Source organism: Candidatus Hydrogenedentota bacterium (genome assembly GCA_035450225.1).
In the GTDB taxonomy this organism is placed as follows: Bacteria; Hydrogenedentota; Hydrogenedentia; order Hydrogenedentales; family SLHB01; genus DSVR01.
On record DAOTMJ010000042.1, the window covers coordinates 1 to 25,301 of the forward strand.

The 25,301-nt window shown below is 60.9% G+C and carries 20 protein-coding genes; 9 read left to right on the forward strand and 11 right to left on the reverse strand.

The genetic code is table 11. From position 1 onward, the window contains the following. Window positions 1–688, forward strand: a 688-nt coding sequence (locus P5540_16615) for a molybdenum cofactor guanylyltransferase (protein ID HRT66440.1), incomplete at its 5' end; no start/stop codon positions are given. A 19-nt stretch (window positions 689–707) separates the two neighbouring features. Here P5540_16615 and P5540_16620 read toward each other — a convergent pair. The 5 genes from P5540_16620 to P5540_16640 all read right to left on the reverse strand — a co-directional run bounded on the left by P5540_16620 (window position 708) and on the right by P5540_16640 (window position 4,772). After that, on the reverse strand, window positions 708–1,772 hold the full coding sequence (locus P5540_16620; protein HRT66441.1) for a Gfo/Idh/MocA family oxidoreductase: 1,065 nt from the start codon (window positions 1,770–1,772) through the stop codon (window positions 708–710). Window positions 1,773–1,886: 114 nt separating this feature from the next. Next, window positions 1,887–2,792, reverse strand: coding sequence for a 3-hydroxy-5-phosphonooxypentane-2,4-dione thiolase (lsrF, locus tag P5540_16625; GenBank protein HRT66442.1), 906 nt, complete (start codon window positions 2,790–2,792; stop codon window positions 1,887–1,889). Beyond that, window positions 2,785–3,423, reverse strand: a complete 639-nt coding sequence (dhaL, locus tag P5540_16630) for a dihydroxyacetone kinase subunit DhaL (GenBank protein HRT66443.1) — start codon at window positions 3,421–3,423, stop codon at window positions 2,785–2,787. Before dhaL ends, lsrF begins: the two co-directional genes overlap by 8 nt. Window positions 3,424–3,432: 9 nt before the next feature. Further along, window positions 3,433–4,434, reverse strand: a complete 1,002-nt coding sequence (locus P5540_16635) for a dihydroxyacetone kinase subunit DhaK (protein HRT66444.1) — start codon at window positions 4,432–4,434, stop codon at window positions 3,433–3,435. 20 nt (window positions 4,435–4,454) lie between these two features. Next, the gene (locus tag P5540_16640) at window positions 4,455–4,772 is read right to left on the reverse strand and encodes a hypothetical protein (protein ID HRT66445.1); all 318 of its coding nucleotides are present in this window, start codon (window positions 4,770–4,772) and stop codon (window positions 4,455–4,457) included. 165 nt (window positions 4,773–4,937) lie between these two features. On the opposite strand from P5540_16640, the gene uvrA reads away from it, so the two are divergent. Beyond that, window positions 4,938–7,790, forward strand: coding sequence for an excinuclease ABC subunit UvrA (gene uvrA / locus P5540_16645; protein ID HRT66446.1), 2,853 nt, complete (start codon window positions 4,938–4,940; stop codon window positions 7,788–7,790). A gap of 515 nt (window positions 7,791–8,305) precedes the next feature. Here uvrA and P5540_16650 read toward each other — a convergent pair. Further along, the gene (locus P5540_16650; GenBank protein HRT66447.1) at window positions 8,306–9,748 is read right to left on the reverse strand and encodes a DUF1080 domain-containing protein; all 1,443 of its coding nucleotides are present in this window, start codon (window positions 9,746–9,748) and stop codon (window positions 8,306–8,308) included. A 119-nt stretch (window positions 9,749–9,867) separates the two neighbouring features. Continuing rightward, the gene (locus tag P5540_16655) at window positions 9,868–11,430 is read right to left on the reverse strand and encodes a sugar isomerase (protein ID HRT66448.1); all 1,563 of its coding nucleotides are present in this window, start codon (window positions 11,428–11,430) and stop codon (window positions 9,868–9,870) included. A gap of 125 nt (window positions 11,431–11,555) precedes the next feature. On the opposite strand from P5540_16655, the gene P5540_16660 reads away from it, so the two are divergent. The 5 genes from P5540_16660 to P5540_16680 all read left to right on the forward strand — a co-directional run bounded on the left by P5540_16660 (window position 11,556) and on the right by P5540_16680 (window position 17,293). Further along, complete coding sequence (locus P5540_16660) at window positions 11,556–12,650, forward strand: cellulase family glycosylhydrolase (GenBank protein HRT66449.1); 1,095 nt, start codon at window positions 11,556–11,558, stop codon at window positions 12,648–12,650. A 131-nt stretch (window positions 12,651–12,781) separates the two neighbouring features. Next, window positions 12,782–13,663, forward strand: a complete 882-nt coding sequence (locus P5540_16665; protein HRT66450.1) for a YicC family protein — start codon at window positions 12,782–12,784, stop codon at window positions 13,661–13,663. A gap of 20 nt (window positions 13,664–13,683) precedes the next feature. Next, the gene (gene gmk, locus P5540_16670) at window positions 13,684–14,292 is read left to right on the forward strand and encodes a guanylate kinase (GenBank protein ID HRT66451.1); all 609 of its coding nucleotides are present in this window, start codon (window positions 13,684–13,686) and stop codon (window positions 14,290–14,292) included. Window positions 14,293–14,355: 63 nt separating this feature from the next. Beyond that, a complete protein-coding gene (locus P5540_16675) occupies window positions 14,356–15,417 on the forward strand; it encodes a sialidase family protein (GenBank protein ID HRT66452.1) in 1,062 nt (353 codons plus the stop codon). 118 nt (window positions 15,418–15,535) lie between these two features. Next, complete coding sequence (locus P5540_16680; protein HRT66453.1) at window positions 15,536–17,293, forward strand: VWA domain-containing protein; 1,758 nt, start codon at window positions 15,536–15,538, stop codon at window positions 17,291–17,293. An 85-nt stretch (window positions 17,294–17,378) separates the two neighbouring features. On the opposite strand, the gene P5540_16685 is transcribed toward P5540_16680, so the two are convergent. The 4 genes from P5540_16685 to hydE all read right to left on the reverse strand — a co-directional run bounded on the left by P5540_16685 (window position 17,379) and on the right by hydE (window position 22,819). Further along, on the reverse strand, window positions 17,379–18,632 hold the full coding sequence (locus P5540_16685) for a hypothetical protein (protein HRT66454.1): 1,254 nt from the start codon (window positions 18,630–18,632) through the stop codon (window positions 17,379–17,381). A gap of 37 nt (window positions 18,633–18,669) precedes the next feature. Then, the gene (locus tag P5540_16690; GenBank protein ID HRT66455.1) at window positions 18,670–19,737 is read right to left on the reverse strand and encodes a sialidase family protein; all 1,068 of its coding nucleotides are present in this window, start codon (window positions 19,735–19,737) and stop codon (window positions 18,670–18,672) included. A gap of 88 nt (window positions 19,738–19,825) precedes the next feature. Continuing rightward, window positions 19,826–21,742 (reverse strand): DUF4838 domain-containing protein, encoded by a 1,917-nt coding sequence (locus P5540_16695; GenBank protein HRT66456.1) that lies wholly within the window; start codon window positions 21,740–21,742, stop codon window positions 19,826–19,828. 6 nt (window positions 21,743–21,748) lie between these two features. Further along, on the reverse strand, window positions 21,749–22,819 hold the full coding sequence (gene hydE, locus P5540_16700) for a [FeFe] hydrogenase H-cluster radical SAM maturase HydE (protein ID HRT66457.1): 1,071 nt from the start codon (window positions 22,817–22,819) through the stop codon (window positions 21,749–21,751). 294 nt (window positions 22,820–23,113) lie between these two features. Here hydE and der point away from each other — a divergent pair, with 294 nt between their 5' ends. Beyond that, window positions 23,114–24,472 carry a ribosome biogenesis GTPase Der gene (gene der, locus P5540_16705; protein ID HRT66458.1) on the forward strand — a complete coding sequence of 453 codons (1,359 nt, stop codon included), beginning with the start codon at window positions 23,114–23,116 and terminating at the stop codon, window positions 24,470–24,472. Between the two features lie 32 nt (window positions 24,473–24,504). Then, window positions 24,505–25,080, forward strand: coding sequence for a glycerol-3-phosphate 1-O-acyltransferase PlsY (plsY, locus tag P5540_16710; protein ID HRT66459.1), 576 nt, complete (start codon window positions 24,505–24,507; stop codon window positions 25,078–25,080). The last annotated feature ends 221 nt before the right edge of the window (window positions 25,081–25,301 follow it).

Sequence of the window (25,301 nt, forward strand, 5' to 3'; positions counted from 1 at the left end):
CCTTACCCCCAAGCCCCGCAAAAAACACCTCAAGACTTACTCAACTTCCGTTGAAAAGCCGCGGATCGCGCCCGGTAAATCGCAGATCATTCGCCCGAATGCCGCCGCCGTCGTGCTCGCGGGCGGAAACAGCACGCGCATGGGCCAGGACAAGCGTTTTCTCGCATTCCACGGGCGTCCGCTTATCGAGTACGTCTGCAATCAACTTCGCGGGGCATTCCCGGAGGTATTGGTTGCCGCCAACGACGCGACCCGGCTGGCTTTTCTCAATCTGCCGGTCATCCCGGACGTCATGCCCGGCCAAGGTCCGCTCGGCGGGATTGCCGCCACACTGGCCGCCTCGAATTATGACCTGAATTTCTTTGTGGCATGCGATATCCCCTTCATTGACTTCACGCTTGTCGAACGGTTGATGCGCGCGGCCGCCGGTTGCGATGGCGCGGTTCCGGCAACGCCCGAAGGACACCTGGAGCCGCTGTTCGCCGTTTACCGCAAAAGTCTGCTGCCGGCCATGCGCGATGCGCTCGCCCGCGGAAACAGGCGGATACGCGATGTGTTCACCCAAGGCCGGGTCAACACGATTCCCCTGCGGGGTTCGCTTGCCCCGCGAAACCTGAACACGGTCGAAGAGTACCGCGCGTTGCTCGCGGTCGGACGCCTCTTGCCGGCAAGCGCCGTTCCGGCCTGAATGTGCGCCCGCAACGGCTTCAGGCCGACAACGATCCCTTGAGCGCGACGATGTAGTCGTGCGCCATCTGGAGATCCTCGAAAGCCTCTTCCGCCCCGCACAGCGGCGTCGGCTCGCCTTGGATGGCCTTGACAAAATTGATGGCCTGCTGGCGCATAGCGTGGATCCACGGCAGTTGAGGCACAATCTTCTCCGGCGTGGCGCCATCACCCGGATCGCGGTATACCGTCACCCGGCCGGGACGATTGGACGCGAGCGGCGCGGGCAATTCAATCAGAATATAGCCGCGCTCGAACGCGACCAGCGCGCTTTCCTGCCAGTCCACCGTCGTGCAGTACGGCGACATTTCGATGGTCCCCGGCACGCCGCCGACCGAATGCGCCACGAGCAGCACGCCCGACGGATCGGCATACGAAACCGTGTAGGACTCGCCAAACAGATGCCGCAGCAGATTGACCTGGTGTATGTAATAATTGACGAACGCGTCGTATTCCTTTTGCGTTTCGGGTCCCATGTCGCCGGGTCGTGGATCGTATTGCAGCGCCGGCATCGCCTCCTGTGAGTGGACAAGATCGAGAAACCCGTTCGCGATCCAGTCGCCCGCCGGCATCAACAGGCGGACATATTTCAGTTTGCCCAATTCCCCGGACGCCTTCAGCCGCGCCATCTCGCGCCTGGCATACATCGTCGCCGGATCGCTGCGCTTGTGATAGCCGACATACTGTTTCGCCTGGCTCGAACGCAGGGCGGCTAAGATCTGTTCGCCCGCTTCCAGCGAACACGTCAGCGGTTTTTCCGTCAACACGGGCACGCCCGCCTTGAACAAATCCGGCAACAACACCCCGTGCCGGTTGTACGGCTGCGACGCGACGATTCCGTCCAACTGTTCCGACGCCAGCATCGCCAGATGATCGGGATAGACGCGATCGACGCCGTATTTCGCGGCGACCTTGCGTCCCAATTCGCGGCGCACCTCGGCAATCGCGACGACCTCGCAGTCCGGTATCGTCGCGTAATTCTTCAGATGCGCGCACTGCCCCATGCCCCCCACGCCCACAAATCCAATCCGCACTTTGCCGGCCATGCCTTGGTTTCCCTTCCTTTTTATGGGAATTTTGTTACATTATCCGAGGGCTAATCCGCTTCCCGCTATTTTTCACGATAAAGCGTTGCGCGATACTTCCCAAATCCGCCGACGTCACGAGGCGCGGTTGCCCGGCTGCTTCTTGTTTTTGATCGTGTTGTACAGGTCGAACGCCGCTTCGGGTTTTTCGTGCTTGTGAACGACGGCGCCGACGGCCTGCGCCATCGCGGCGGGATCGTCCGCGGCGAAAATATTGCGGCCCATATCCACGCCGCACGCGCCCTGATCGATCGCCTTCCACGCCATTTTGAGCGCATCGAGTTCGGGGAGTTTCTTGCCGCCGGCGATCACAACCGGAATCGGGCACGCCGCGACGACTTCGTCGAATCCGGGTTCGCAGTAGTAGGTCTTGACGAAGTGGGCGCCGAGTTCGGCGATCACGCGGCACGCGAGACCGAGGTAACGCGAGTCGCGGACCATTTCTTTGCCGACGGCCGTCACGCCAAGGACCGGCATGCCGTATTTCGCGCCTTCATTGATAAGATACGCCAAATTTGCGAGGGTTTCCTTTTCGTGTTCCGCGCCGATGCAGACCTGCGTCGTCACGGCGGCGGCATTCATGGCGACGGCTTCGGCCAGCGTAACCCCGATTACCTCGTTGCTCAGGTCGCGGAGGACCGTCGCGCCCGTGCTCGAACGCAACACGACCGGCTTGCGCACCAGCGGGTCAATGCAGGTCCGCAGCGCGCCGCGCGTGCACATCAGGCAGTCCACGTGCTTGATCAGCGGCGGCACGACGAGATCCATCCGTTCGAGACCGGTCGTCGGACCCATGATATAGCCGTGATCGAAGGCCAACATGACCGTGCGCCCGCTCTTCGGATTAAAGATATGCGCAAGACGGTTCTTGACGCCCCAGCCTAGGTGCGCCGAACCTTTCAAGTAGAACCCGTGCGATTTCATCGGAATGCCGATGCCGAAATCTTTTTTGTCTTCGGAGGATTTGTCGTTGTCAGGCATGTTGTTCCGCTCCTTTCAAAAAGCCGTTGAAAATCAGCGCCACCGAGGTCGCACCCGGATCCGGCGTGCCGATCGTCTGCTCCTTCACGTTTCGCGCGCGGCCGAATTTCGCCACCATGTCCTTCGTGGCTTCCGCGCCCATATCGGCGGCCCGCGCGGCCGCTTTCAGCATGGACACCATATCGTTCGACGCGGTTTCGGCGCGGGCCGCTTCGACGGCCGGCACAAGCGCGTCCATCAGCGTCTTGTCGCCCGGCTGGGCCTTTGTCTGTTTGCGCAGGTGGGCGAGTCCTGCCTCGAACATCGCGGCCAGTTGCCCTGCATCCGCTGATTCGCCTTCGGCGGCATTGGCCATACCCGCGAAAAAGAGGCCCAGCAGCGGGCCAATCGCGCCGCCGTCCACGCCCATGATCGCCCAGCCGAGGTCGCGCAACAACGATTTGATGTTGCGGTCCGAGCGCCCTTCGATGGTTTTGTCGATCAACGCCATGGCGCGAACCATCGTCGTGCCGTGGTCGCCGTCGCCACCCACCGAATCGAGCTTCGACAACAATTCGTGATTCGCGCGGATCTCTTCCGCGGCGGCCTTCAGCATCCGCGTAACGCCATCGTAATCGATCGCCCGCAGCATGCGTGATTCCTACTTGAACGTCAGCGCGGGGGAGCAGCAAGGCGCATCCCACAGCGCCAGCAGTTCCGCGTCCATGCGCGCCACGCACATCTGGAATCCCGCCATTTCCTGCACGGTCAGAAACTCGCCCGCGATGGCGCGCGCCAGTTTGATTCCTTTCGCTTCGAGCAGGCGCTTGACCGCGCGCAACACCAGATACAGTTCCATGAGCGTGGTCGCGCCAACGCCGTTCAGCAGAACCAGCAGTTCCTCACCGGATTTCACGTCCAGATCGTCCAGAAGCGCGTTCAGCATGATTTCGGCGGTCTCGTCGGCGGATTTGAGATTCTGCGTGCCGCCGCCGGCCTCGCCATGCTGGCCCATGCCGACAATCATGACGCCGTCCGGAATCTCGGCGATCGCATCGCCCGTGCAGGGATGCGTCGCGCCGGCCACGGCCACGGCCAGCGTCGCCATGTTGCGTTCCATGCGTTCCGCGATTGCAAGGCATTCATCGAGCGATTTGCCCTGTTCCGCGGCGGCGCCCGCCACCTTGATCACCGGCAGACATCCGACAAGGCCGCGGCGGTCTTCCGGCTTGTCGCGTGGCCCGCCGGAAATATCCTCGTGCGTCAGGATCTGCTTGACCTTGATCCCTTCGGATTGGAGCATGTCCATTACGATATTCGCGGACATGACATCGCCCGCGTGATTCAGTACGACAAACAGAACGCCCGCGTCGCGCGCGGCCATGCGGATCGCTTCCAGCACGCGCGGCGGACCCGGCGCGGCGAAAATTTCACCCGGTACGCTGATGTCGAGCATGCCTTCGCCCACGAAACCGCTCAACGCCGGTTCATGCCCGCTACCGCCCAGCGTTACCAGCGCCACGCGGTCCTTGGGCTTCGGATGGGCGCGCACAACCAGATTATTAGCGGCCAGCGCCACCGTCCGCTGATTCGCCAGCGCGAATCCTTCCAGCAACTCATTTACAAGATTGCCCGGCTCGTTGATGAACTTCTTCATGGCCATGATTGTTCCTCCTGTGCGAATTATCTCTTTTGCATCAATTCGAGCACGGCGTCGCCGTCCATCACGAATGCGCACCGCAGCGTGTCCGTCGCGTCGAACGGCGGAATAATCACGTTCTGGCCTTTCAGCGCCTCGTCCAGGTTCGGCACCAGAAACGCCGCATGCGGACGCGTCTTCACCGCCTCGTGCATGGGACTGTCCGCCTCGAACCGCAGAAACTCGATCCGGTACGGATGGCTCTCCGCGTCCGAAATGAACACCTTGGCCCCCGCGATGTACTTCTCGTTCGCGAAAGGCTTTGCCGTGGGTACCCCGAAATGATGAAATTCAGCCGCCATGGTTCCATTCCTCCGTTGTTTGGAAGTCGAATCATAGCAAAACATCCGGAGCGTTGCGAAAAAGCGTCTCAAGAAGCCGTTGCGCGGATTTCCCCACCCCGTCTTCTTTCTCGCGCCGCATTCGATCGTCTATCATACCGGATTGGCTGGAAACCGGATGAACTCATGAAACGGAATTCCCACAACGCAATCGTCATCAAAGGCGCGCGCGAACATAACCTTAAAAACATCAGCGTGTCCATTCCCCGCGGCCAATTGGTCGTGATTACCGGTCTGAGCGGGTCGGGCAAGTCGAGTCTCGCGTTCGACACGATCTACGCGGAAGGCCAGCGCCGGTACGTGGAAAGCCTGTCGGCCTATGCGCGGCAATTTCTCGAACAGATGGACAAGCCCGATGTGGACTATATCGAGGGACTGAGTCCGGCCATTTCAATCGAGCAGAAGACCTCGCACCGGAATCCGCGTTCGACCGTCGGGACCGTTACCGAGGTGTACGATTATCTCCGTCTGCTTTTCGCCCGCATCGGCACCCCGCATTGCCCGCAGTGCGGAAAAGTCATCGAATCGCAGACGCCGCAGAGCATCGTGGACTGGGTGCTTGCCCTTCCGGAAGGCACAAAAGTCCAACTGCTGGCGCCGCTCATCCGCCAGCGCAAGGGCACGTACCAGAAGGTGTTCGCGGACGTAAAGCGCCTGGGTTTCGTGCGGGTGCGGGTGGACGGCGTTTTCGGGGAGGTTGACGACGACTTTCCCATGGAGCGCTACGTCAAGCACGACATAGACATCGTGGTGGACCGTCTCGTGATCAAGGAAGGTCTCCAGCGGCGGCTGACGGATTCGGTCGAGACCTGTCTCAAGCATGGCCGCGGCATCATTCGGATTTGGCACGAGGCGCCAGGAAAGGCCGCGGCGGAAATCATCCAGAGCGAACACCTGGCGTGCGTGGATTGCGGGATCAGTTTCGAGGAACTGGCCCCACGGATGTTTTCGTTCAACAATCCGCACGGGGCCTGTCCGGCCTGCACAGGCCTCGGCAGCACGATGGAAATTGACCCGGAACTGGTCGTGCCCGACCCGTCGCTATCGATCGCGGACGGGGCGGTGCGACCGTGGAGCATGCGGCGCGTGCTCGACGGCATGTACCGGCGGGCGCTGTTGAGTTTGTGCGCGTACTACAAGCAAAGCCCCAACCAGCCGTGGCGCGAGTTGCCCGAACGGTTCCGCGAGATCGTGCTGTACGGCAGCGGCGGTGAGGAGGTGGATTTCTCGTTCTCCAGCGAAAACCGGATCGTCGAGGTCCGCCGCGAATTCGAGGGCGTCATTCCCAATCTCGAACGCCGATTCCGCGAAACGGAATCGAACGCCGCGCGCGACATGATCGGCCAATTCATGACGACACGGCCCTGCCACGACTGCGGCGGAACGCGGCTGCGGCCCGAATCGCGCGCGGTCCGCGTCAACGGGCGCACGATCATGGACGTGACGGGCTGGTCCATTGCGGAGGCGCTGCGCTTTTTTTCCACGATGGATCTGACGCCCTCGCAACGGATCATCGCCGAGCGCGTGCTCAAGGAAATCCGCGAGCGGCTAGGCTTCCTGGTCAACGTCGGTCTCGATTATCTGAGCATGAACCGTGAGGCGGGCACTCTTTCGGGCGGTGAATCGCAGCGCATCCGGCTGGCGACGCAGATCGGCTCCGGACTGGTCGGCGTGCTGTATGTGCTCGACGAGCCGAGCATCGGCCTGCATCAGCGCGACAACAAGAAACTGATTGCGGCCCTCGAACGCCTTCGCGATCTCGGCAACACGGTCATCGTCGTCGAGCACGACGAGGAAACGATCCGGCGGGCTAACTACGTCATCGATCTCGGGCCGGGCGCGGGCGTCCACGGCGGCGCTATCGTCGCCCAAGGCACGCCGGAACAAGTCATGCGATGCAAGAATTCGCTGACAGGACAGTTCCTGCGCGGAACGTTGTCCATCCCGTTGCCCGAACGACGGAGAAAGGGCAACGGGAAAACGATCGTGCTGCGCGGGGCGCGCCACAATAATCTCAAGCGGATAGACGTTTCGTTTCCACTGGGCACGTTTATCTGCGTCACCGGCGTGTCCGGCTCCGGCAAGTCCAGCCTGATCAACGAAACGCTGTATCCCGCCGCGATGCGCGCGCTCCACGACGCGACGCGCCTGCGCCCCGGCAAATTCGACGCCATCGAGGGGCTGGCGCATATTGACAAGGTCATAGACGTCGATCAATCCCCCATCGGCCGCACACCGCGATCGAATCCCGCGACGTATACCGGCCTGTTCACGCCCATCCGCGATCTGTTCAGCATGACGGCCGCCGCGCGGCAGCGCGGCTACAAGCCCGGACGTTTCAGTTTCAACGTGAAAGGCGGACGATGCGAACAGTGCGAAGGCAACGGCGTCATCCTGATCGAAATGCACTTCCTCCCCGATGTGTACGTCCCGTGCGACGCGTGCAAGGGCGCGCGATACAACCGCGACACACTCGAAGTCCTCTACAAGGGCAAGAACATTGCCGAAGTCCTCGACATGACCGTCGAGGAAGGCTGCGCGTTTTTCCAAAACATCCCGGCTATTTTCGACAAACTCGAAACGCTCAACGACGTCGGGCTCGGCTACATCAAGCTCGGCCAAGCGGCCACGACCCTCTCCGGCGGCGAGGCGCAACGGGTCAAACTGGCCACCGAACTCGCCAAACGACAAACCGGCCGCACGCTCTATATTCTCGACGAGCCGACCACCGGCCTGCACATCGCGGATGTCGCGAAACTCCTCGAAGTCCTGCACCGGCTCGTCGAAAGCGGAAACACCGTCATCGTCATCGAGCACAATCTCGACGTGATCAAGACCGCGGACTGGATTATCGATCTCGGTCCCGAAGGCGGTGGAAACGGCGGAAAGATCGTGGCCGCCGGCACGCCGGAACAGGTCGCCCGCCAAAACCGTTCGCACACCGGCATCCACCTGCGCGAAAAACTGCGCCGCGCATAGCGATTCGGCTTGATACCCGTTCCCGCCATCGGCTTCGAATATGGAACGCGCCGATCCTTCGGCGCTTGGCCTTGTTCCCGCGAATCCCCCGCAAAAGCAACGAACGATCGCCACGATCCAAATGACGGACGGGAACCATGGAAAAATCGAAACGCAGCGCCAAACGTGAATAGCCACGGGTGTCAAACCCGTGGAACAGATGGACCCGGCAAGTTGCCAACCCGGAACGGGTTGAACAATCGGTACCGGTTCGGACCGGTTTCCGTTCGACCCCGTCAGGGTCGTTCGTGTCTGGATACGCGTTCCGTGGGCCTTGCCCACGGCTATTCATGTTATTCCCCTGCAGGGAAGATCTGAAAGAGCTTTGCCTCCGAGCAGGGCTGTTCACATCTTCTTCAGGAAAGAGGAATACTCGGTGCGCCCTGCAAAGAACAGATCCCTACCCCATATCTACCGCAAAGACCGTCTATTTCCGACGGGGGACTGAAGATCGCCAAGACCGGATGATCCTCTTTTCACAACTCCTGCAGGCGGATATTGCGGAAGCGGACGACGGCGCGTTCGTCGTGGTTTTGGAGTCCGATGTGGCCGCGCATGGAGCGGGTCTGTTCGGAATCGAGCACGAGTTCGCCGTTGACTTCGAATTGGATGCGCGGTCCGCGGGCCGTAATGGTCACGGTGTTCCATTTGTCGGCGGGCCGGACCTTGTTCTTCGTCGGCGCGACGACGTCATAAATGGCGCCTGCGCCGTGTTTGCCGGGTTCCTGTCCGAAGAAATCAACGATCTGCATTTCGTAGCCGGTGAAGGCGGGGTTCTTTTCGGGCGCGGACCGGAAGAAGACGCCGCTGTTGCCGCCCCGGTTGATCGCGTACTGCAATTCGAGCCGGAAATCGCCGTAGTCCTTTTCGGTGCGCAGCCACGAGCCGGTCGTTTCGGGATTCGTTGACCAGTTGCGCCCGTTGCGGCCAACGAGCACGCCGTTTTCGACGGACCATTCGCCGCCTTCGACAACGACCCAGCCCGTTAAATCCCGACCGTTGAAGATGGGCTTGCACTTTGCCTCGGCCTCGCGGATGCGCAACAGCAGATCCCGCGTCTTGGCCACCGCGTCGAATTCCTGCGCCGCGTCCGGCGGACAGGATTCGATCCCGACATACCCCGTGTAACCGCCGTCGCGCACGATCCGCATCATGCGGAAGAAATCCAGGTCTTTCACGGAGCCGTCGTCGTTGAACTCGGCGCACTTCGCGCTGACGGCCTTCGCGAACGGCATCAGTTTCTCGACCGCGTCGTAGCGGTCGGTTTCCGGCGGGAAATTTCCGAAATCGGGCAATGCGCCGAAATTGGGCTTCCCGACGGCCGTCATGACCGACGCAAGCCAGTCGGGATCGGATGAATGATGCCCGTGGTTTTCGATGCACAAATCAAGTTTCCGTTCCGCCGCATAATCGGCGAGGCGCGCGCAACTTTCGGCGATATGGCCGCGCAATTCGTCCGCGTTCTCAGCGCCATAGGCGTTGACGCGCACCGCGCGGCAGCCGAGAAACGCCGCCGCGTCAATCCATGGCAGCGTCTTTTCGACGGCCTTGTCGCGGTCCGACTTGTCCGCAACGCCCAGCGGACCGTTCGTGTCCACCATGATCAGTCCGCACCCGACGCCTTCGCCATCCGCCCGCTTCTTCAACTCGGCCAGATACGATTCGTCCTTGGCCTTGTCCGCGAAGAACTGGTCCACAAACTCGACGCAATCAATATTGAATTGTTCGCGCGCCACGCGGGGAAAATCCAGATTGTCGAATTTGCCTGCGCGAATGGCGCGGTTCAGCGACCACTCGGCCAGCGAGATTTGAAACGGCGGATCTTCCGCGACGGCTTCCGCCGGCATTGCCGACAACAAACCCCGACCCAATCCGCTCAACGTCCCCGCGCTTACCATGAGAAACGACCTCCGCGTCATTGGTAATCCTTTCATTTTTGCCGTGCTCGTGCTCCTGCTCGTGCTCGAAGTCAATTGAGTGCCCGCGCTTTTCGATTGCGATTACGCGCACGAGCACGACACAGGGACAAAGACCCACGCTACGCTTTCACCGTGCCTGTTTCCGAAATGTTCAACCAGCCGATATTCATCTTGCGCAGCGCATAGCCGGTTTCCTTCAGATGATCGCCATAGGACAGCATCCAATGGAAACCGGCCATTTCCTCGGCAAGACGCTCCCAGTCGCCCTCGATGGTCACGTCCACCTGCGAGCGGCAGATGTCAAGGAAGGGGTTTGCGTCAATCTTGCCGCGGAACCCAATCCATCGCTTCGACCGGAAATCCGGATCGATCACTGTAACGGGCTGTCCGATGCGCATATCCACTTTCGGCGCGGCGCCGTAATCGGACTCGTAATGCGTCAGCACCGTGACTTTCTCGGGGCGTTTCCCGTCCATCTTGCTCGGGGCCGTGCAATGCGCGAGCGTGATGACCCCGTCGTGCGGATACGTCGGATCGTTCAGAAAGACCGGCGTCGCCGCGATGTGGTTCAGAAGCACGCCGGACGGAATCACGACGAAATCCGATTCGCAGAACGCCAACAGGCCCTCGTCGTTGATGAGACTCAGCGGCATACAGGCGGTCGTCTCCGACATCGGCATAATCGTGGACATGCACTCGCATATCGTCATCGCCGACGCGCCGTGATCCAACATCAGTTTCCGAAACACCTCCGTCAACAGAAACGCCCGCGCAAACGCGCCCTTGTCCGCGCGCAACGCGACATTCGATTGGGCCAAGTAAGCGGCGGCCTCGGCCTCCGTGCGGGCGACAAGCCCGGCGTCCGCCCGCGCGCTTTCGATGCGTTTCGCGAGGTCCGAATACGGCACGGTGACGATATCCATTTTCCATTGATCCACAGCGATCTTCGGTGCATCCTGTCCGCCCACGCCCCAGCCGCTCGCCGATCCGATGGCCACAATCCGCGAGCCGACCGTGTTCTTGAGCGCATACAATGCGCGGAGCCGCCACAGGATTTCACCGGTCGAGTCCACGATCACGTCGCAGGGCAACAGTCCCGGCTGGCCGAGTTCATCCACCATCTTGCGCAGCAGCCGCGGACTCGCGATTTCGTACCACAGGCTCACGGGACCGTTCCGGTGCCGCACGAACACGAGGTTGTACCGGTTCGGCGAGATGAGCGATTCCATGTCGCCCGTGTCGCCGTTCGCGCCGTAGATCAGCATGACGTCGCATTCGCCCTTGCAGACCTGCGCGCCCTGCCCGGGATCCGCGACCTTCGCGACGGGCAGGATCTTGACGGGGAACTCCGCCTGCGTGGCCAGTTCCGCAAGTTCCTGCGTGATCCGCCCGATTTCCTGTTCCACATCCGCTTCCGTGTGCAGGGCGCCCCATGGCCGCCAGCTCGTCTTTTCGACGCGCCGGTAAATGCGGTACGACAGCACCGGCTGCACGACCAGTTCTTTCTTGCCCGCGACCGGCCTTGGCCGCACCGCCGGCTTTGCGCCTGCGCCTGCCGTCACGCACCCGCTCAACGCGGCCCCGCCCAGCGTGGAGCCGCCTACGGCAGCCAGAAAGGTCCGCCGCGCCATGCCGCGTCCCTGATCGTGTCCACACCCGCAACAGGAATGATGTTCGCTCATGACGATCTCCTCCTCATCGGTTGGCGATGCACGCAGTCTATCCGCGCACCTCCGCCGAATCAAGCGGGTTTGAACCGCGTTCCTGCAATGATAGAATGCACTCAGAGGACAGGAGTCAATATTCCATGAAACCAAACCGAACCATGTCGCGCCGTACCTTGATGAAGACAACCGCGCTGGCCGTTGCGGGCGTTGCCGTCCCACTCGATGCCGTCCATGCGAAAAATGGCCCATCATACAAACGTCTGCCCCGATGGCGCGGGTTCAATCTGCTTGAAAAGTTCATGATGCCGAACAACGCGCGTTTCCTGGAAACCGACTTTGCTTGGATCAAAGAACTCGGCTTCGACTTCGCGCGGTTGCCGATGGATTACCGCTGCTGGACCGATCCGGACGATTGGACCCAGATCAAGGAAGATGTTCTCAAGGAAATTGACGAGGCCGTGGGATTTGGCCGGAAACACGACGTGCATGTCTGCCTCAATTTCCACCGCGCGCCGGGATACACGGTCGCGCAACCCGGCGAGGCCAAGAATCTCTGGAAAGACGGCGAGGCATTGCGCGTCTGTGCGCTTCATTGGTCACGGTTCGCGGAACGCTACGCGGGGATTCCCAACGACGCCCTGAGTTTCAACCTGTTCAACGAACCGGCCATGGTGGCGCCGGACGACCATCGCCGCGTGGTCGCCGCGGTGCTGGAGGGCATCCGCAAACACGATCCGGACCGGCTGGTCATCTGCGACGGACGCGCAGGGGGCCGCATACCGCCCGCCGAACTGAAAGGCCTGAACGTCGCCGCGGCCACACGAGGCTACGAGCCGATGCAGTTGACGCATTACAAGGCCGAGTGGGTGGAGGGCGCGGACAAATATCCGGAACCCGCTTATCCGTTGACACGAGGCAATACGACATGCGATCGCGCGTCGCTTGAAAAGAGCGCCATCAAACCCTGGAAAACCTTTGAGAGTGAAGGATTCGGCGTGATGGTCGGCGAATTCGGCGCCTACAACAAGACGCCGCACAAGGTCGTGCTCGACTGGATGCGCGACTGCCTGAGCCTCTGGCACAAGGCCGGCTGGGGTTTTGCCCTGTGGAATTTCCGGGGCAGTTTCGGCATCCTCGACAGCGCGCGCGCCGATGTCGTCTATGAAGACTGGCGCGGACACAAGATGGATCGCGCCATGCTCGAACTGCTTGGAGAATTCGACGGCAAGCAATGAGGCGCCGGAATCGTTTGCTTGGGCGGCGATGCGCGCGATAGACTACGGACACGGGACCCAGCATGACGGCGGGGTGGCGTTTTGTGGCTTGAAGCAGCCCCAAGCCGTCTTTTGGGACAAAGGACGGGTACATGACACGGAGCATGACGGGATTTGGGCGGGCATACCGCGAGTATGTTGGCGATAGGATTGGGGTTGAGGTGAGCAGCGTCAACCACCGTTTCCTCGATTGTTCGGTGCGGCTGCCGGCGTCATGGTATGCGATGGAGCCTTTTGTCAAGGAAACCGTCCGCAAACACGTTCCGCGGGGCAAGGTCACGGTGACGGTGACGCGGAAGCGGGGTCCTGACTCGCAGCAGCAGACGCTGGTCTATGATGCCGGCCTCGCCCGCCAGTATATCGAGGCATCGCGGGAACTCGCGCGCCTGCTCGGTTCGGACGGCACGCTGGACCTCGGCACGCTGGCGCAGATGGACGGGGTCTTCTACCACGAGGAAGCCGAGGAAGACCTTGAACAGGCGCAGGCGGTAGTCGCCGCCGCCCTGGCGGAGGCGCTGAAGCGATTGAACGCGATGCGGGAAACCGAGGGCGAGGCGTTGGCGGCGGAATTGCGCCACCGGCTTGGATTGATCCGCGAGGCGCTGTCCGTCGTCGAGCAACGGCTGCCGGAACTCGAAGCGGCATACGAGGCGCGATTGCGGGAACGGATTGCCGAACTGCAGGCGGATACCGGCATGACCGAGGATCGCATTGCAATGGAGATCGCCTTCATGGCCGACAAGGGCGATGTAACCGAAGAGACCGTTCGCCTCAAGGCCCATCTCGATCACGCGATCGAAATGCTCGACGGCCCCGAACCGGCCGGGCGCGAATTGAATTTTTTGTCGCAGGAAATCCAGCGAGAAATCAATACTTTGGGCAGCAAGACGCATGACGGCAGCGTGGCAAGGGAAGTCCTGCGCATGAAGTCCGAACTGGAACGGCTGCGCGAACAGATTCAAAATATCGAGTAGGCTCGGGAAGGGCAACGCCGATGGCAAACCGCGATCCGCTTCCAGCCGGCAAAACGCCGGCCGGTTCGGTGTTTATCGTATCCGCGCCTTCCGGGGCGGGAAAGCACACGATTCTACGCCAGGCGATGGAACGGGACCCCAATCTGGAATATTCGATTTCCGCCACGACCCGCCGTCCGCGCCCGGGTGAAAAAAACGGAAAAGAGTATTACTTCATGGACCGGACCGAATTCATGCGGCGCGTCGAGGCGGATGAATTCGTTGAATGGGCCGAGGTGCACGGCAATCTCTACGGGACGTTGCGCACGGAATTGATGCGTCGCACCGCTTCAGGCAAGGACGTGATCCTCGAACTCGACGTGCAGGGCATGCGCAATTTCAAGGCGGTTCGCAAGGACGCCGTGACCATTTTCATCATGCCGCCGTCGCTGGCCGAACTCGAACGGCGGCTGCGCCTGCGCGGCGCGAACGACGAGGAGGACCTCGCCCTGCGCCTGTGCAACGCCCGAGCCGAAATTGCCGCGAAAGACGCCTTCGACTATGTCGTCGTCAACGATAAAATCGAGGACGCCGTCGCCGATTTCCTCGCCATCATCCGCGCCCGGCGTTGCCGTTCGCGATCGGATTAGCCGCTGGGCGATCGTCCCATACGCCGCCATGGACCGGGCGTTAGGACAGGGAGGTGATAAAAAATGTTCATGCCATCTCGGTTTTTTTGCGCCGTTGCGTGGGCGATGCCGGCAATCATGGCGTTTCCAGGCGCGGCGCGCGCGCAGGCCGTACTGTCTGAACGCCAGGTTGTTGCGCAAGCCACCCCCGAACATCCGCGCCACAGCGAAGCCGCCATCATCCCGTTGAAAGACGGCAGCCTGTTGCTGGGCTGGACGGATTTCTATGGGGGCAACGGTGCGGATCACGGTCCCGCGCGCATTGCCGGGAAAATTTCGCGTGACGGCGGCGCGTCGTGGGGCGACACGTTCACCCTTGTCGAAAACGACGGCGGCTGCAACGTGATGGAAGTCAACTTCCTTCGCCTGCGGGACGGGCGCATCGCGTTGTTTCATTGCCAGAAAAATTCCGAGGACAAGGATTGCCGCGTCATGATGCGCACGTCCGCGGATGAGGGAAAAACATGGAGCACGGCCCGGCAGATGAGTCCGGAGGGCCGTTACACCGGCCTGACCAACGGCCGTGGCGTGCGCCTGAAATCCGGCCGCCTCCTCCTCGAAGCCTGGGAAGGCGGCGACAGTTTCTGCTACCTTTCCGACGACGACGGCACGACATGGCGCGAGAGCGAGCGCGTCAAGCCGGAAAAGGCCGACAGTTATGAGCCGGTTTGCATCGAGCGCAAAGACGGCAGCGTGCTCATGCTGATGCGCACCATGGCCGAGGGACAATACCAAAGCATCAGCCGCGACGGCGGGGAAACATGGGATGCGCCGAAACCCACGCCCCTGAAGTGTACGCCCTCCCCCGCCGCGTTGTCCCGCATTCCCTCGACCGGCGACCTGTTGGTCATCTGGAACCATAACCCCGGCGCAAACAGCCGCAATCCGCTCACCGCGGCCATCTCGCGCGACGACGGCGAAACCTGGGAATCATTCCGCGACATCGAATCCGGCCCGGGAGACGCATGGGCCTATCCCGCCGTCACTTGGGTGGGAGACAAAGCCCTTGTCACCTACTTCAATTACACGGGCGGCCATTCGCTGAACCTGCGAATCATTCCCGCGGACTGGTTCTACGGCAAATGAGCGGGGCTTTTGTCGAGCGTTTCCGGAATGTGTCACGTTCGTTGTGCGTTACGGTAATGTAATCGAAGGCCACGGCAGCGGTGGCGTTGGTCAAAACTCGGGCAGGAGGTGTCGAATCATGAAGCGCGCGGCCCATATCTCGTTGGCGCTGGCTTTGTTGGGGCTTTTTTCAACGGGCTGTCCCGTGGTCATTCCGCCGGTTGACGTCATTACGATGTCGAACACAGCCTACAACTTCGAGTTCAACGACACGCCATGGACTTTCACCGTCTGGAACAAGGCGCCCGAATTGATGCCCACACTTGAATTTACCGTGTCCAGCAATCGTTCATGGCTGGTGGTCAATCCGAAATCGGGCAGCAGCAACGGACCCGATTCCAAAAAAGTCATCACGGCCACGGTCAACCGGGCGGGATTGGCAGCCGGCACCCATACCGGCGTCATCACCATCAGCGGCAACCGGGCCATTTCAAAACAAATCCAAATCACCGTCTATTCGCGGGGCGACACCCAGACCGCAAACGGATGGACGCTGAAAAACGTCACAAGCACCTATTCCGCGCCGTACCTGCTTGAATTCGATTTTTCACTGCGCGACGAAAACGACCATGCCGTTCATGCCTCGCCGGCCCAGTTCGCGGTCACCTGCCGTGAAGACGGCATTCGCATCAGTTCCGAGACCGATTCGCACCTTGCCACGGGATCGAACAAGCAACTTTTGGCTTTTCTGGTGCTCGACTACACCAAGAGCATGACGGATCGCACAATCAACGGCGACACCAACCACAACGGCATTTCCGATGCCGTGGACTACATGCAGGATGCCGCCAAGAACGTCTTTCTCGATTCACTGAGTCCCGACGCCAAGGTCGGCATCTACGAGTTCCATCGCGCGGATCGCGATCCCGCCATGATTTCCGATTTTTCGACGGACAAGGACTATCTCAAGGCTGCGATTGACGGCATCTGGCCGGCGATCCGCGCATTTCCCGCCGAATCGCGCTGCTGGGATGCGCTGTTCGCAGCGGCCAGCCGCTTCAGCACCAGCGAAGCCGACAAGAAGGACGAGCAGCGCGCAATCGTCTTTCTGTCCGACGGGCGCGACGAAGCCAGCGACCACACCTACCAACAAGTCATCGATCGCGCCAATCAACGCGGGATTGCCCTCTATTGCATCGGATTCGGCGCGGAATTGGACCTGACCACGCTTCAATTGCTTGCATCCCAGACGAAGGGGCAGTATTACCCGGCTTCGACGGTGGAGCAACTGGGCGTGCAGTTCCAGCAGATCGTCAACGACCTCGGCGGCCAGTACATCCTGCGCTGGGCCACGCTCAAGCATACCGCCCAGTCCTTTACGCCCTCGTTCGAGATTGCCATCGCCGGGCGCACGCTGCGCTACACGGCGCAAACCCCCTATGTGCCGCAAAATTACGCCGGCGACCGGTTGCGCGGGGAATTGCGCGTCGTGCCCTCGGCGAGCGGCGCCGCCACCACGGCCTTTCTGCGTGCAAAATACATGCCCCGGTATATCACGCAAATGGTCTTCGATGTCGTCAGTCCCTACCCGTTCACGGTTCGCTTGGTGAATGCGGCCGACGGCGGACTGTGCGATCCGGCCGAATGGACCTTGACGCCCTCCGGCGACGGCCCCACAACGATCAAGCATATCGCAATCCGCTCTGCCTTGCCGGACGATATCTACACCGCCATACCCTATGCCGCTTTCGGACCGATTCTCGAGTTCGATTTCGACATGCCCATCGCCGATCTCAACACCCTGTTCACGTCGTTTACCGTGGATAATTCGCTCTACAGCGTCGAAAACAACGGCGGCGGCCAAACCCTCGTTGTCGAGTGGCCCCCCAATCCATAAGCCCGAAACCGGCATTGAACGCGGATCTTTCGCCCAAATGATGAACGAGGCGGAGTTTTTCCCGCACAAATAGCCGAAAGGCCCGCTATCGGTCCACGGGAAACGCCAGTTCCATTTCGTACAGGCTGCTGCCAACGATTTGACCGCCAAGCCATGGCCAATCGAGCCCTTCGAGATCGCTGCTGTAATTGACAACCCAGTATCGGCGGGCGTCGAGAGGCGCTATGCCGGCGTATGCCGTGTCGCCGCGGCCGGGCAGATCAAACAACGGAACGAGCCGAAGGGTCTCGGCGTCGAGATTGTAAAGGCAGGTGCGCTTGCGCGTGAGCGAATAACGGGCGAGACGCCATGCGCGGTGAAGGGATGTGGGCGCCCAATACGGCTCGTCCTCAAAGGGACCGGCAAGATTCCTTCGCGCAATGACATAGGCCTTACCCGCGTGCCGGAACATGATCGCCGAATCGTATTTATAAGGCGTATACCGGCATTCCCAATGCGCGAGATCCGCATGCGAGGCCTTGCAGACGAGCGCGCCGTGGACTTCGAGTCGCACCGTCGCAAGCAGATTGCCCTCCTCGTCGAAGGTAAATTCGCCCTCTTCCGCGCTCACGTCGCTGACCTGCGGCGCATCCGAAATCGGCGTCCATTCATATCCGTCATCGGATACCAGCAGCCGCACATCGCCGGGGCGATCTTTCGTCGTGTAAAGCCCCGCGCCGTGGTAGACCGACAGGTAGGCGCGATTGTTGAACGCACGCGCGCGCCACACGACGTATCCGGGTCGGTAGATCGCCCTCGGCGAGGACCATGCCCCGGAATCCGTCCGCTCCACGACGTACATGCTTTGCGGAGCAAACCCGAATGGATTGCTGCCACCCCGAAAGAAGTACAGAAACAGCCTTTCCCGGAACACGAGGAAACGCGGTTCCCGCAGATCGCTTTCCATCAGCGCGATATCCGCTTCCCGCTCCCATTGGCTGCGATCCGCAGAACTCACGACCACGATCCGGGTCCGGTTCGACGCGAAATGAGTCGGCGCCGTGCGGAACGCGACGTAAAAGCGGCCTTGAAACTGGGCCACATCCACGTTGTTGTTCGATTTCATCAGATCGAGACCGTCCGGCATACGCGGCCCCGGCGCAAACGGACGCGGCGCCGATGGAATGATGCCCTCCGCGGCTTTTGCATCAAAAACGACCCGTTCTTCCAGTTGAACCAGATAGGCCAGCAGCATCGCCACGCACGCCACCACAATCAACGCCGCGCGAACAGCCAAACCGAAGCGCCGCCTGAGTCTCCGCCACGCGGCCGCGGGTGAATCGTCCTTTATGCTTCCCATCGCTTGTGTCTCGTTGGAACCGTCCATAAATCAAGACTTACCGGCACACGGCCGGATCCCAGATCGTCGCGGCGATGTAACGTTCCGGGCCGGTGGCGTCGTCGTGGAAATAGTAGACGCTGACCATTTTGCCATCGGGACGCTGAACGCTTCGTGGATACCCGATGTCGCGGCCCGCGCCATCGTCGCGTAACACAATGTCCTTGCCCCATGACGCGCCGCCGTCATCGCTGATCCGGGCGCGCATGCTGAACGGCTTTGCGCGGTAACCGTAGACCAGACACAGGCGGCCATCGTCCAACAGGGTAAGACTCGCGGGGTTTCCCTCCCCCGTGCTTTCCACGGGACGTCCCTGTTCTTTCCAAGTCTGGCCGTTGTCGCGTGAAACATGGGCGGTCAGCCAGCTTGAATCGCCTTCCCGGCAACGGATCACCGTGATCAACTCCTCCGGGGCGAGGCGGACCGTGGCCGGCATGATCGCATATCCTGCCGGTTCCGGCCCGATCCACGACACGAAGTCCCACGTGGCGCCGCCGTCGCGCGTGCGCGCGCAGAAAGGCCGGCCTTCCTTGCCGTTCCGCTTGGCCGCCGTAAGAAACAACATGCAATCGCGATCGCCTCCGACGAGGTAATCCGTGCGCGCCGCCACGCCCGGCGTATCGAAATTCGGCAGGCGGAACGGCCCCTCCCACGAATGGCCGCGATCGTATGAATAGTAAAAACGCGACACGCCCGCGTCTATGCTCGACATTCGCACCGTCATTGCAAAGTCTGGATGCGTAAAATGGATGTTCCCCGGACAGTCCCGAAGTTTGGGGATCTTCACGCCCGGCGTCTCGGCGCCGTGCAGCGCCTTGCCTTGCGGAATCAAATAGCCCTGCGCGGCGGGATCTTCGATTTGCCACGTTTCGCCGCCGTCCATGCTTCGCGCCAGCAGATGCTCCTCCGGTTTCTCGCGGTCAATATGGTGCCGCGAGGGCCCCATGTCCTTGTAATAGCCCCGGCTGAACCCAACCAAGATTTCGTTGCCCCAACTCCATATCCCGTGATTCGCAGGCCAGCCGCCAAAACGCCCCTTTTCAAAGTACACCTTCACATGTTTCACGGGGAACGTCTCCTCGTTTGCCAATACAGCTGGACACGCCAAAAAAACGATTGCCACAAGGCCGCTTGCCCGGCATACATGCTTCATCCTATTTTCCCTCTTTACCGGTCGTTTGGGATCGTTTCGCCACGTATTCGTTTCGGCCGTCCTCCATCCATTTCCAGAAGGCATCCTGCCACAGACCCACCCGGCGTTTTTCAAGGTCGGTCCGGGCGGACGATCGCGCGGAGGCCATCAGGGCGCCCAGCTTCTTCATGCGTTCTTCCGTGCCGAGCGTCTTCCATGCGACACCCCGCCAATCAATGCCGTTCTTTCGGTAGTACGGCGGCGGATAGTTTTTCGGATCACAGGCGATCGCCTCCAAGAGACGGTAGAATTTTTCCATCGGTTTGGCGGCATGCCCGAAATATCGCTGGAAGAACTCGCGCAGAATGGCGTCCACGTCCTGTTCGGGATCGTCCCAAATTTTGGCGATAACATACCCTTCAAGCATGTCCTGCTCGCCGCAGATGAAAATCCCGCGGACGCCATCGCGGATGAACATCCGCATCGAATCCGCCGTGTTGTGCGCCATGACGTTCGGAAAACATTTCCATTTGTCAATCAAGGCCGGTTCCATGGGGTGATGGTAATAGTTCCATAGAAAGACCGGCGCTTTTGCCTTTTGCAGCCATTCCTTGTAGAGACTCATGTCGTTTTCGCGCATTTCCCTGTGAAAGGCGTAGACGCACGTATGGAGGCACGGCGCCACGGACACATTGGGTTCGATGTCGAAGCCACGCGGCGGCAGCGCATAGTTCCAATAAGCCAGCGTCGCGATGTACTTATCCGGATGCGTCTTGCGCACCTCGCGCGCCACCGCGTTCACGAAGGAAAAGAAATAGTTGCTGACCGTGCCGCTGCTGAACTGGCCGGTGTCCATGTCTTTCCCCGACGCGAGTAACACTTGGCACCGCTCGCACCGGCAGAATTTCGAATTGTCGTCCGGGACAATCGCGAAATAGTCGCCGACGGCTTTCCAGCCTTCGGGCGCGTTCTGCTTGCCGTCGAAGAAATCCCGCGCCATCTGCGCGACCTGTTCGACGAGTCGGGGATTCGAGTAACAGAGCTGCGTGCCGTGGCCGGGTCCCTGCGCCTGATAGGCGGGATCATTGAGCATGGTTTGGATCGTCTTGGGATGGAACGTGTGATTACCGGCCCATTTCTCACCGCCGAGACGCAACCGGCGCCAGAAAAGGTACACTTCGGACCGCGTGACCGGCCCCCACTGCTTCTGCATGAACGGCCAATTGCCCGACCATAGCGCGTCGCGATATTTGAGGACCGGCGAACGGCGAATGTCCGCGCCCTTGACGACAAGCGACCGGCATGAAGGGATCAGGATGCCCGTTTCCGATGGTCCGTACCATCGCACCTTGCAGAACCGTTCAAGGAAGTCATACGTGGCGTAACACGTCGCCTGATCGTCGTAGACGCCCGGAAGTTCCATTTCCCCGGCGCTCCGTTCGGCATATCCGACCGTCTTCCAGTAGTCTATCCGTTGGCGGGTCGCGTCGAGCGTGTCGCCGCAATTCATCGGACGGCCCAGTTCGCGCCGATTGGCCTCCGTGTCCTCCCAATCGCGACCGATGAGGATGATTGTCTCTGGTCGAAAGGCGATGAGGTATTCCTGCGGCGCGAAATCGGCGCCCTTGAGTCCCATGGCGCGCGTGGCTTCGCTGTCGCCCACGAGTATGCGTGGCCCCGCAACAATCTCCGCGTCCGTGCGGATGCGCAGTTCCGCTCCCGTGATTTTCAATACATGGAACTGGAGTTCAAGGGCCGCCAGACGCGCGGCAGGCGTTGGATGTTGCGCCACGACAATGCTGCACGCCGGCTGTCCATCCCGCGCCAGCGTGAACGGGACGGCGCCGCCTGCTCCGCCTTTGTTATCACCACTTCCCGCTGATATCCCGCAGAACAGCAACCCGCACATCGGCACACAAAACCAGGACAAACGGTGCATGTTCTTTCACTCTCCAATCGTTGCGTTCTTCCGGCGACCGCCGGGACCTTTGCCCACGGACCGGCCGATTGAAGCAATACGGGCGTGAAGACAGGCGCGGCATTGCTGCGCGGTCTCGTCAATGCAGGCCTTGGCGGGGTAGATCTCGTACAAGGCGCGGTACTTCACGGGCGTAAGGTTGGGCATGACGACGTTGGCGCCGCGCATGAGGCCCAGTTCACGTCCCCGCGCCTTGTTGATGGTCGCAAGAGCGGTCGTGCTCGGAATGTTCGAGTGCGGACACAACAGCCGCGTCAACGCGACCGTCTTATATGTCATCAATTCCGTGTTGGGCGCCTGATCTTCCGGCGCGACCTTGCGCGTCCATCTGCCCTGGCCGAGCGGCGTCGAGGGATGCGAGAGATACGGGCCGACGCCGATCATGTCGAGATCCAAGGCGCGGAACGTTTCCAAATCCCGCGCAAGGCTCGCATAGGTCTGTCCCGGAATGCCGACCATGACGCCGCTGCCGGGTTCGTAGCCGATTTCGCGGAGCCGGCGCAGCATGGCAATCCGGTCGGACAGACGCCCCGCATGGGCCGGATGGATAAGCGCATACAAATCGGCGTCGCTCGTCTCGAAACGCAACAGGTAGCGATCCGCGCCGGCCTCGCGCCATGCCGCCAAGTCCGCGTCGGGGCGTTCGCCCAGACTCAGCGTGACCGCGAGCGCCGTCTCGGACTTGATGCGCCGTATCAGGTTCGCGAGCCATTCGCGCGTGATGCCGTAATCCTCGCCCGCCTGCATCACGACCGTGCCGTAGCCGTACTCGGCCGCCTGATGTACACATGCCATGATTTCGTCTTCGGACATCCGGTAACGGTCAAGCCCCTTGTTGTCCGCGCGCAAACCGCAGTAACCGCACAGCCGGCAACAATAGTTGGAAATTTCGATCAAACCGCGCAGATGGACCTCGTCGCCGACATTCGCCTTGCGCACGGCATCCGCCGCTTTCCAAAGCGTTTCCAGGCGTTCCGGATCCTCCTCGCGCAGCCAGCCCAGAATCGCCGCCGTGTCCAGATTGGAAAATTCACCCATTGGTTTCACAAGCCGCCATTGCCCTTCTTATTTCCATTGTCCACCGTGTCGCGGCGGGATTATAGCATGCGGCCATGAAACGATTCCGCGCGTAATCACTCGAACGTTTCAATCGAACGGCAAGGCAAGTTTTGATTGGCACGCGCGCGCGGCATACCGGTATAATGGTTTCGACACGTTGGACAAGGACCACAGCCCGTTGGCGGGGCCGCCGCGTCTGCGCGCGATCGCAGGACGCAACAATGCTGAATTTCGTCGTCTTTCCATGATCGTGTCGTCTGAAAGCGAGGCATCATGCCCAAAAAAAGCAAATTGCCATTGGTCGCCATCTGTGGACGGCCCAATGTCGGAAAATCCACGCTGTTCAACCGCATCTGCGGAAAACAGAGCGCCATCATCCATTCGGAGGAAGGCATCACACGCGACCGGGCCTACACGACGGCTTCGTGGAAAGACGTGGCGTTCCGGTTGGTGGACACGGGCGGTATCGTGGAAAACCCGGACGATTCCGTCGTCGAAAAGATGCAGCGGCAGGTGCGCGTCGCCCTTCAGGAGGCGGATGTCATCCTGTTCGTGATAGACGGTCAGCAGGAGTTGACGCGCATTGACAGCGAATTGCGCGAGGAATTGTTTTCGCTGGGCAAACCGATCGTGCTCGCGGTCAACAAACTCGACAACGCAACACTCGAAATGAACCGGTATAACTTCTACGAACTCGGCATGGGCGATCCCGTCGCCATTTCGTCCACGCACAACCTCGGCATCGGGGAATTGCTCGACGCGGTCGTCGAACATCTGCCCAAGAAACCGCCCGCCGAGGAGGCCGAGGAGGGGCCGGAGGTCACGCGCGTCGCGGTGATCGGAAAGCCCAACGTCGGCAAATCGTCGTTTGTCAACGCGATCCTCAACGAGGAGCGGCAAATCGTGGACAGCACGCCCGGCACGACGCGCGACGCAATTGATATCGAGTTCGAATGGAAAGGCCGGCATTACGTGCTGATAGACACGGCGGGGATGCGCAAGAAGGCCGGCATCCGGAAACACGTCGAGTTTTACAGCGTAAGCCGGTCGCTGCGCGCCGTGCGCCGGTCCGATGTCTGTCTCGTGATGATGGACGCAACCGAAGGCATCACCGACCAGGACAAGCGGATCGTGGATTATGTCCAGGAACAGGGCACGGCGATGGTGTTGCTGTGGAGCAAATGGGACCTCGTCGAAGACAAGGAGGCGCGTTTTGCGGAGCTGGCCGGCGAGATTGATCTCAAGGCCCCGTTTCTCAAGCACGTGCCGTATCTGACCGTGTCGAACCTGACGCGGCTGCGCCTGTTCAAGGCCTTCGATTTCATAGACAAGGCCGCCGAGGCCGCCACGAAACGCATCCCGACCGCGGAACTGAACCGGCTCCTGGAAGAGGTGCGCGCAAAGCACACGCCGCCGAGCCACGGCGGCAAGGCGGCGAAGATCCTGTATGCGACGCAGGCGAGCGTGAAGCCGACGACCTTCGTGCTATTCGTCAACCAGAAGCGCCTGTTCCATTTCAGTTATCTGCGGTACATCGAAAACGCCCTGCGCGACCGCCATGGGTTTGCGGGCGTGCCGATCCGCATCGAATTGCGTGAGGAAAAACCGCGCGAGACGCGTTCCGGACGTTAACGATTTCGGCGCCCGGCCAGGAGCAATGGCGTATGCAATACATGGCAATCGTTCTTTCGTACCTGCTGGGTTCGATACCCACCGGGTTATGGCTCGGCCTTGCCTTTTGCCGTGTGGATATCCGCGAACACGGCAGCAAAAACATCGGCGCGACGAATACCTTGCGCGTGCTCGGCAAGACATGGGGCGCGCTGGCGCTGGCGGGCGACATGCTCAAGGGGCTGCTGCCCGTCCTGCTGTTCGCGCCGGTTTCCGACTGGAGCCATTTTCCCCTCGCGTGCGGCGTGGCGGCCATCCTCGGCCACACGTTTTCGATCTTCCTGCGGTTCCGCGGCGGCAAGGGCGTCGCCACCGGCACGGGCGTGTTCCTTGCACTGTGTCCGAAACCGACACTGATCGCCGCTGTCGTGTTCGCCGCCGTCTTCGGCGCGACGCGCATGGTGAGCGCCGGTTCCATGAGCGCCGCCGCCGTCCTCGCCGCCGCGGCATGGTTTCTCGAACCCTCCCTGCCCGTCCGCATCGCCGCCACCCTTATCGCCATCCTGGTCGTCTGGAAACACCGAGCGAACATCCGGCGCATCATCTCCGGAACCGAAAACCGCTTGTAAATCATAGCGGAAAGGTTCTGACCTTGAGCGCACCATACTCCCGGAGCCATAAACATCTCGGAATGTAACGCCGATTGCCAAATCGGCATGTCGTGTTTCAGCAAGCCGATTTGGAAATCGGCGTTACAAGGCGGCCCTTTTCAATTTTTCCTCATGAACTCGGTGCTCTCAAGATACTGGCGATCATTGGAAAATTGGCATCCATGACAAGGCTGTTTTTT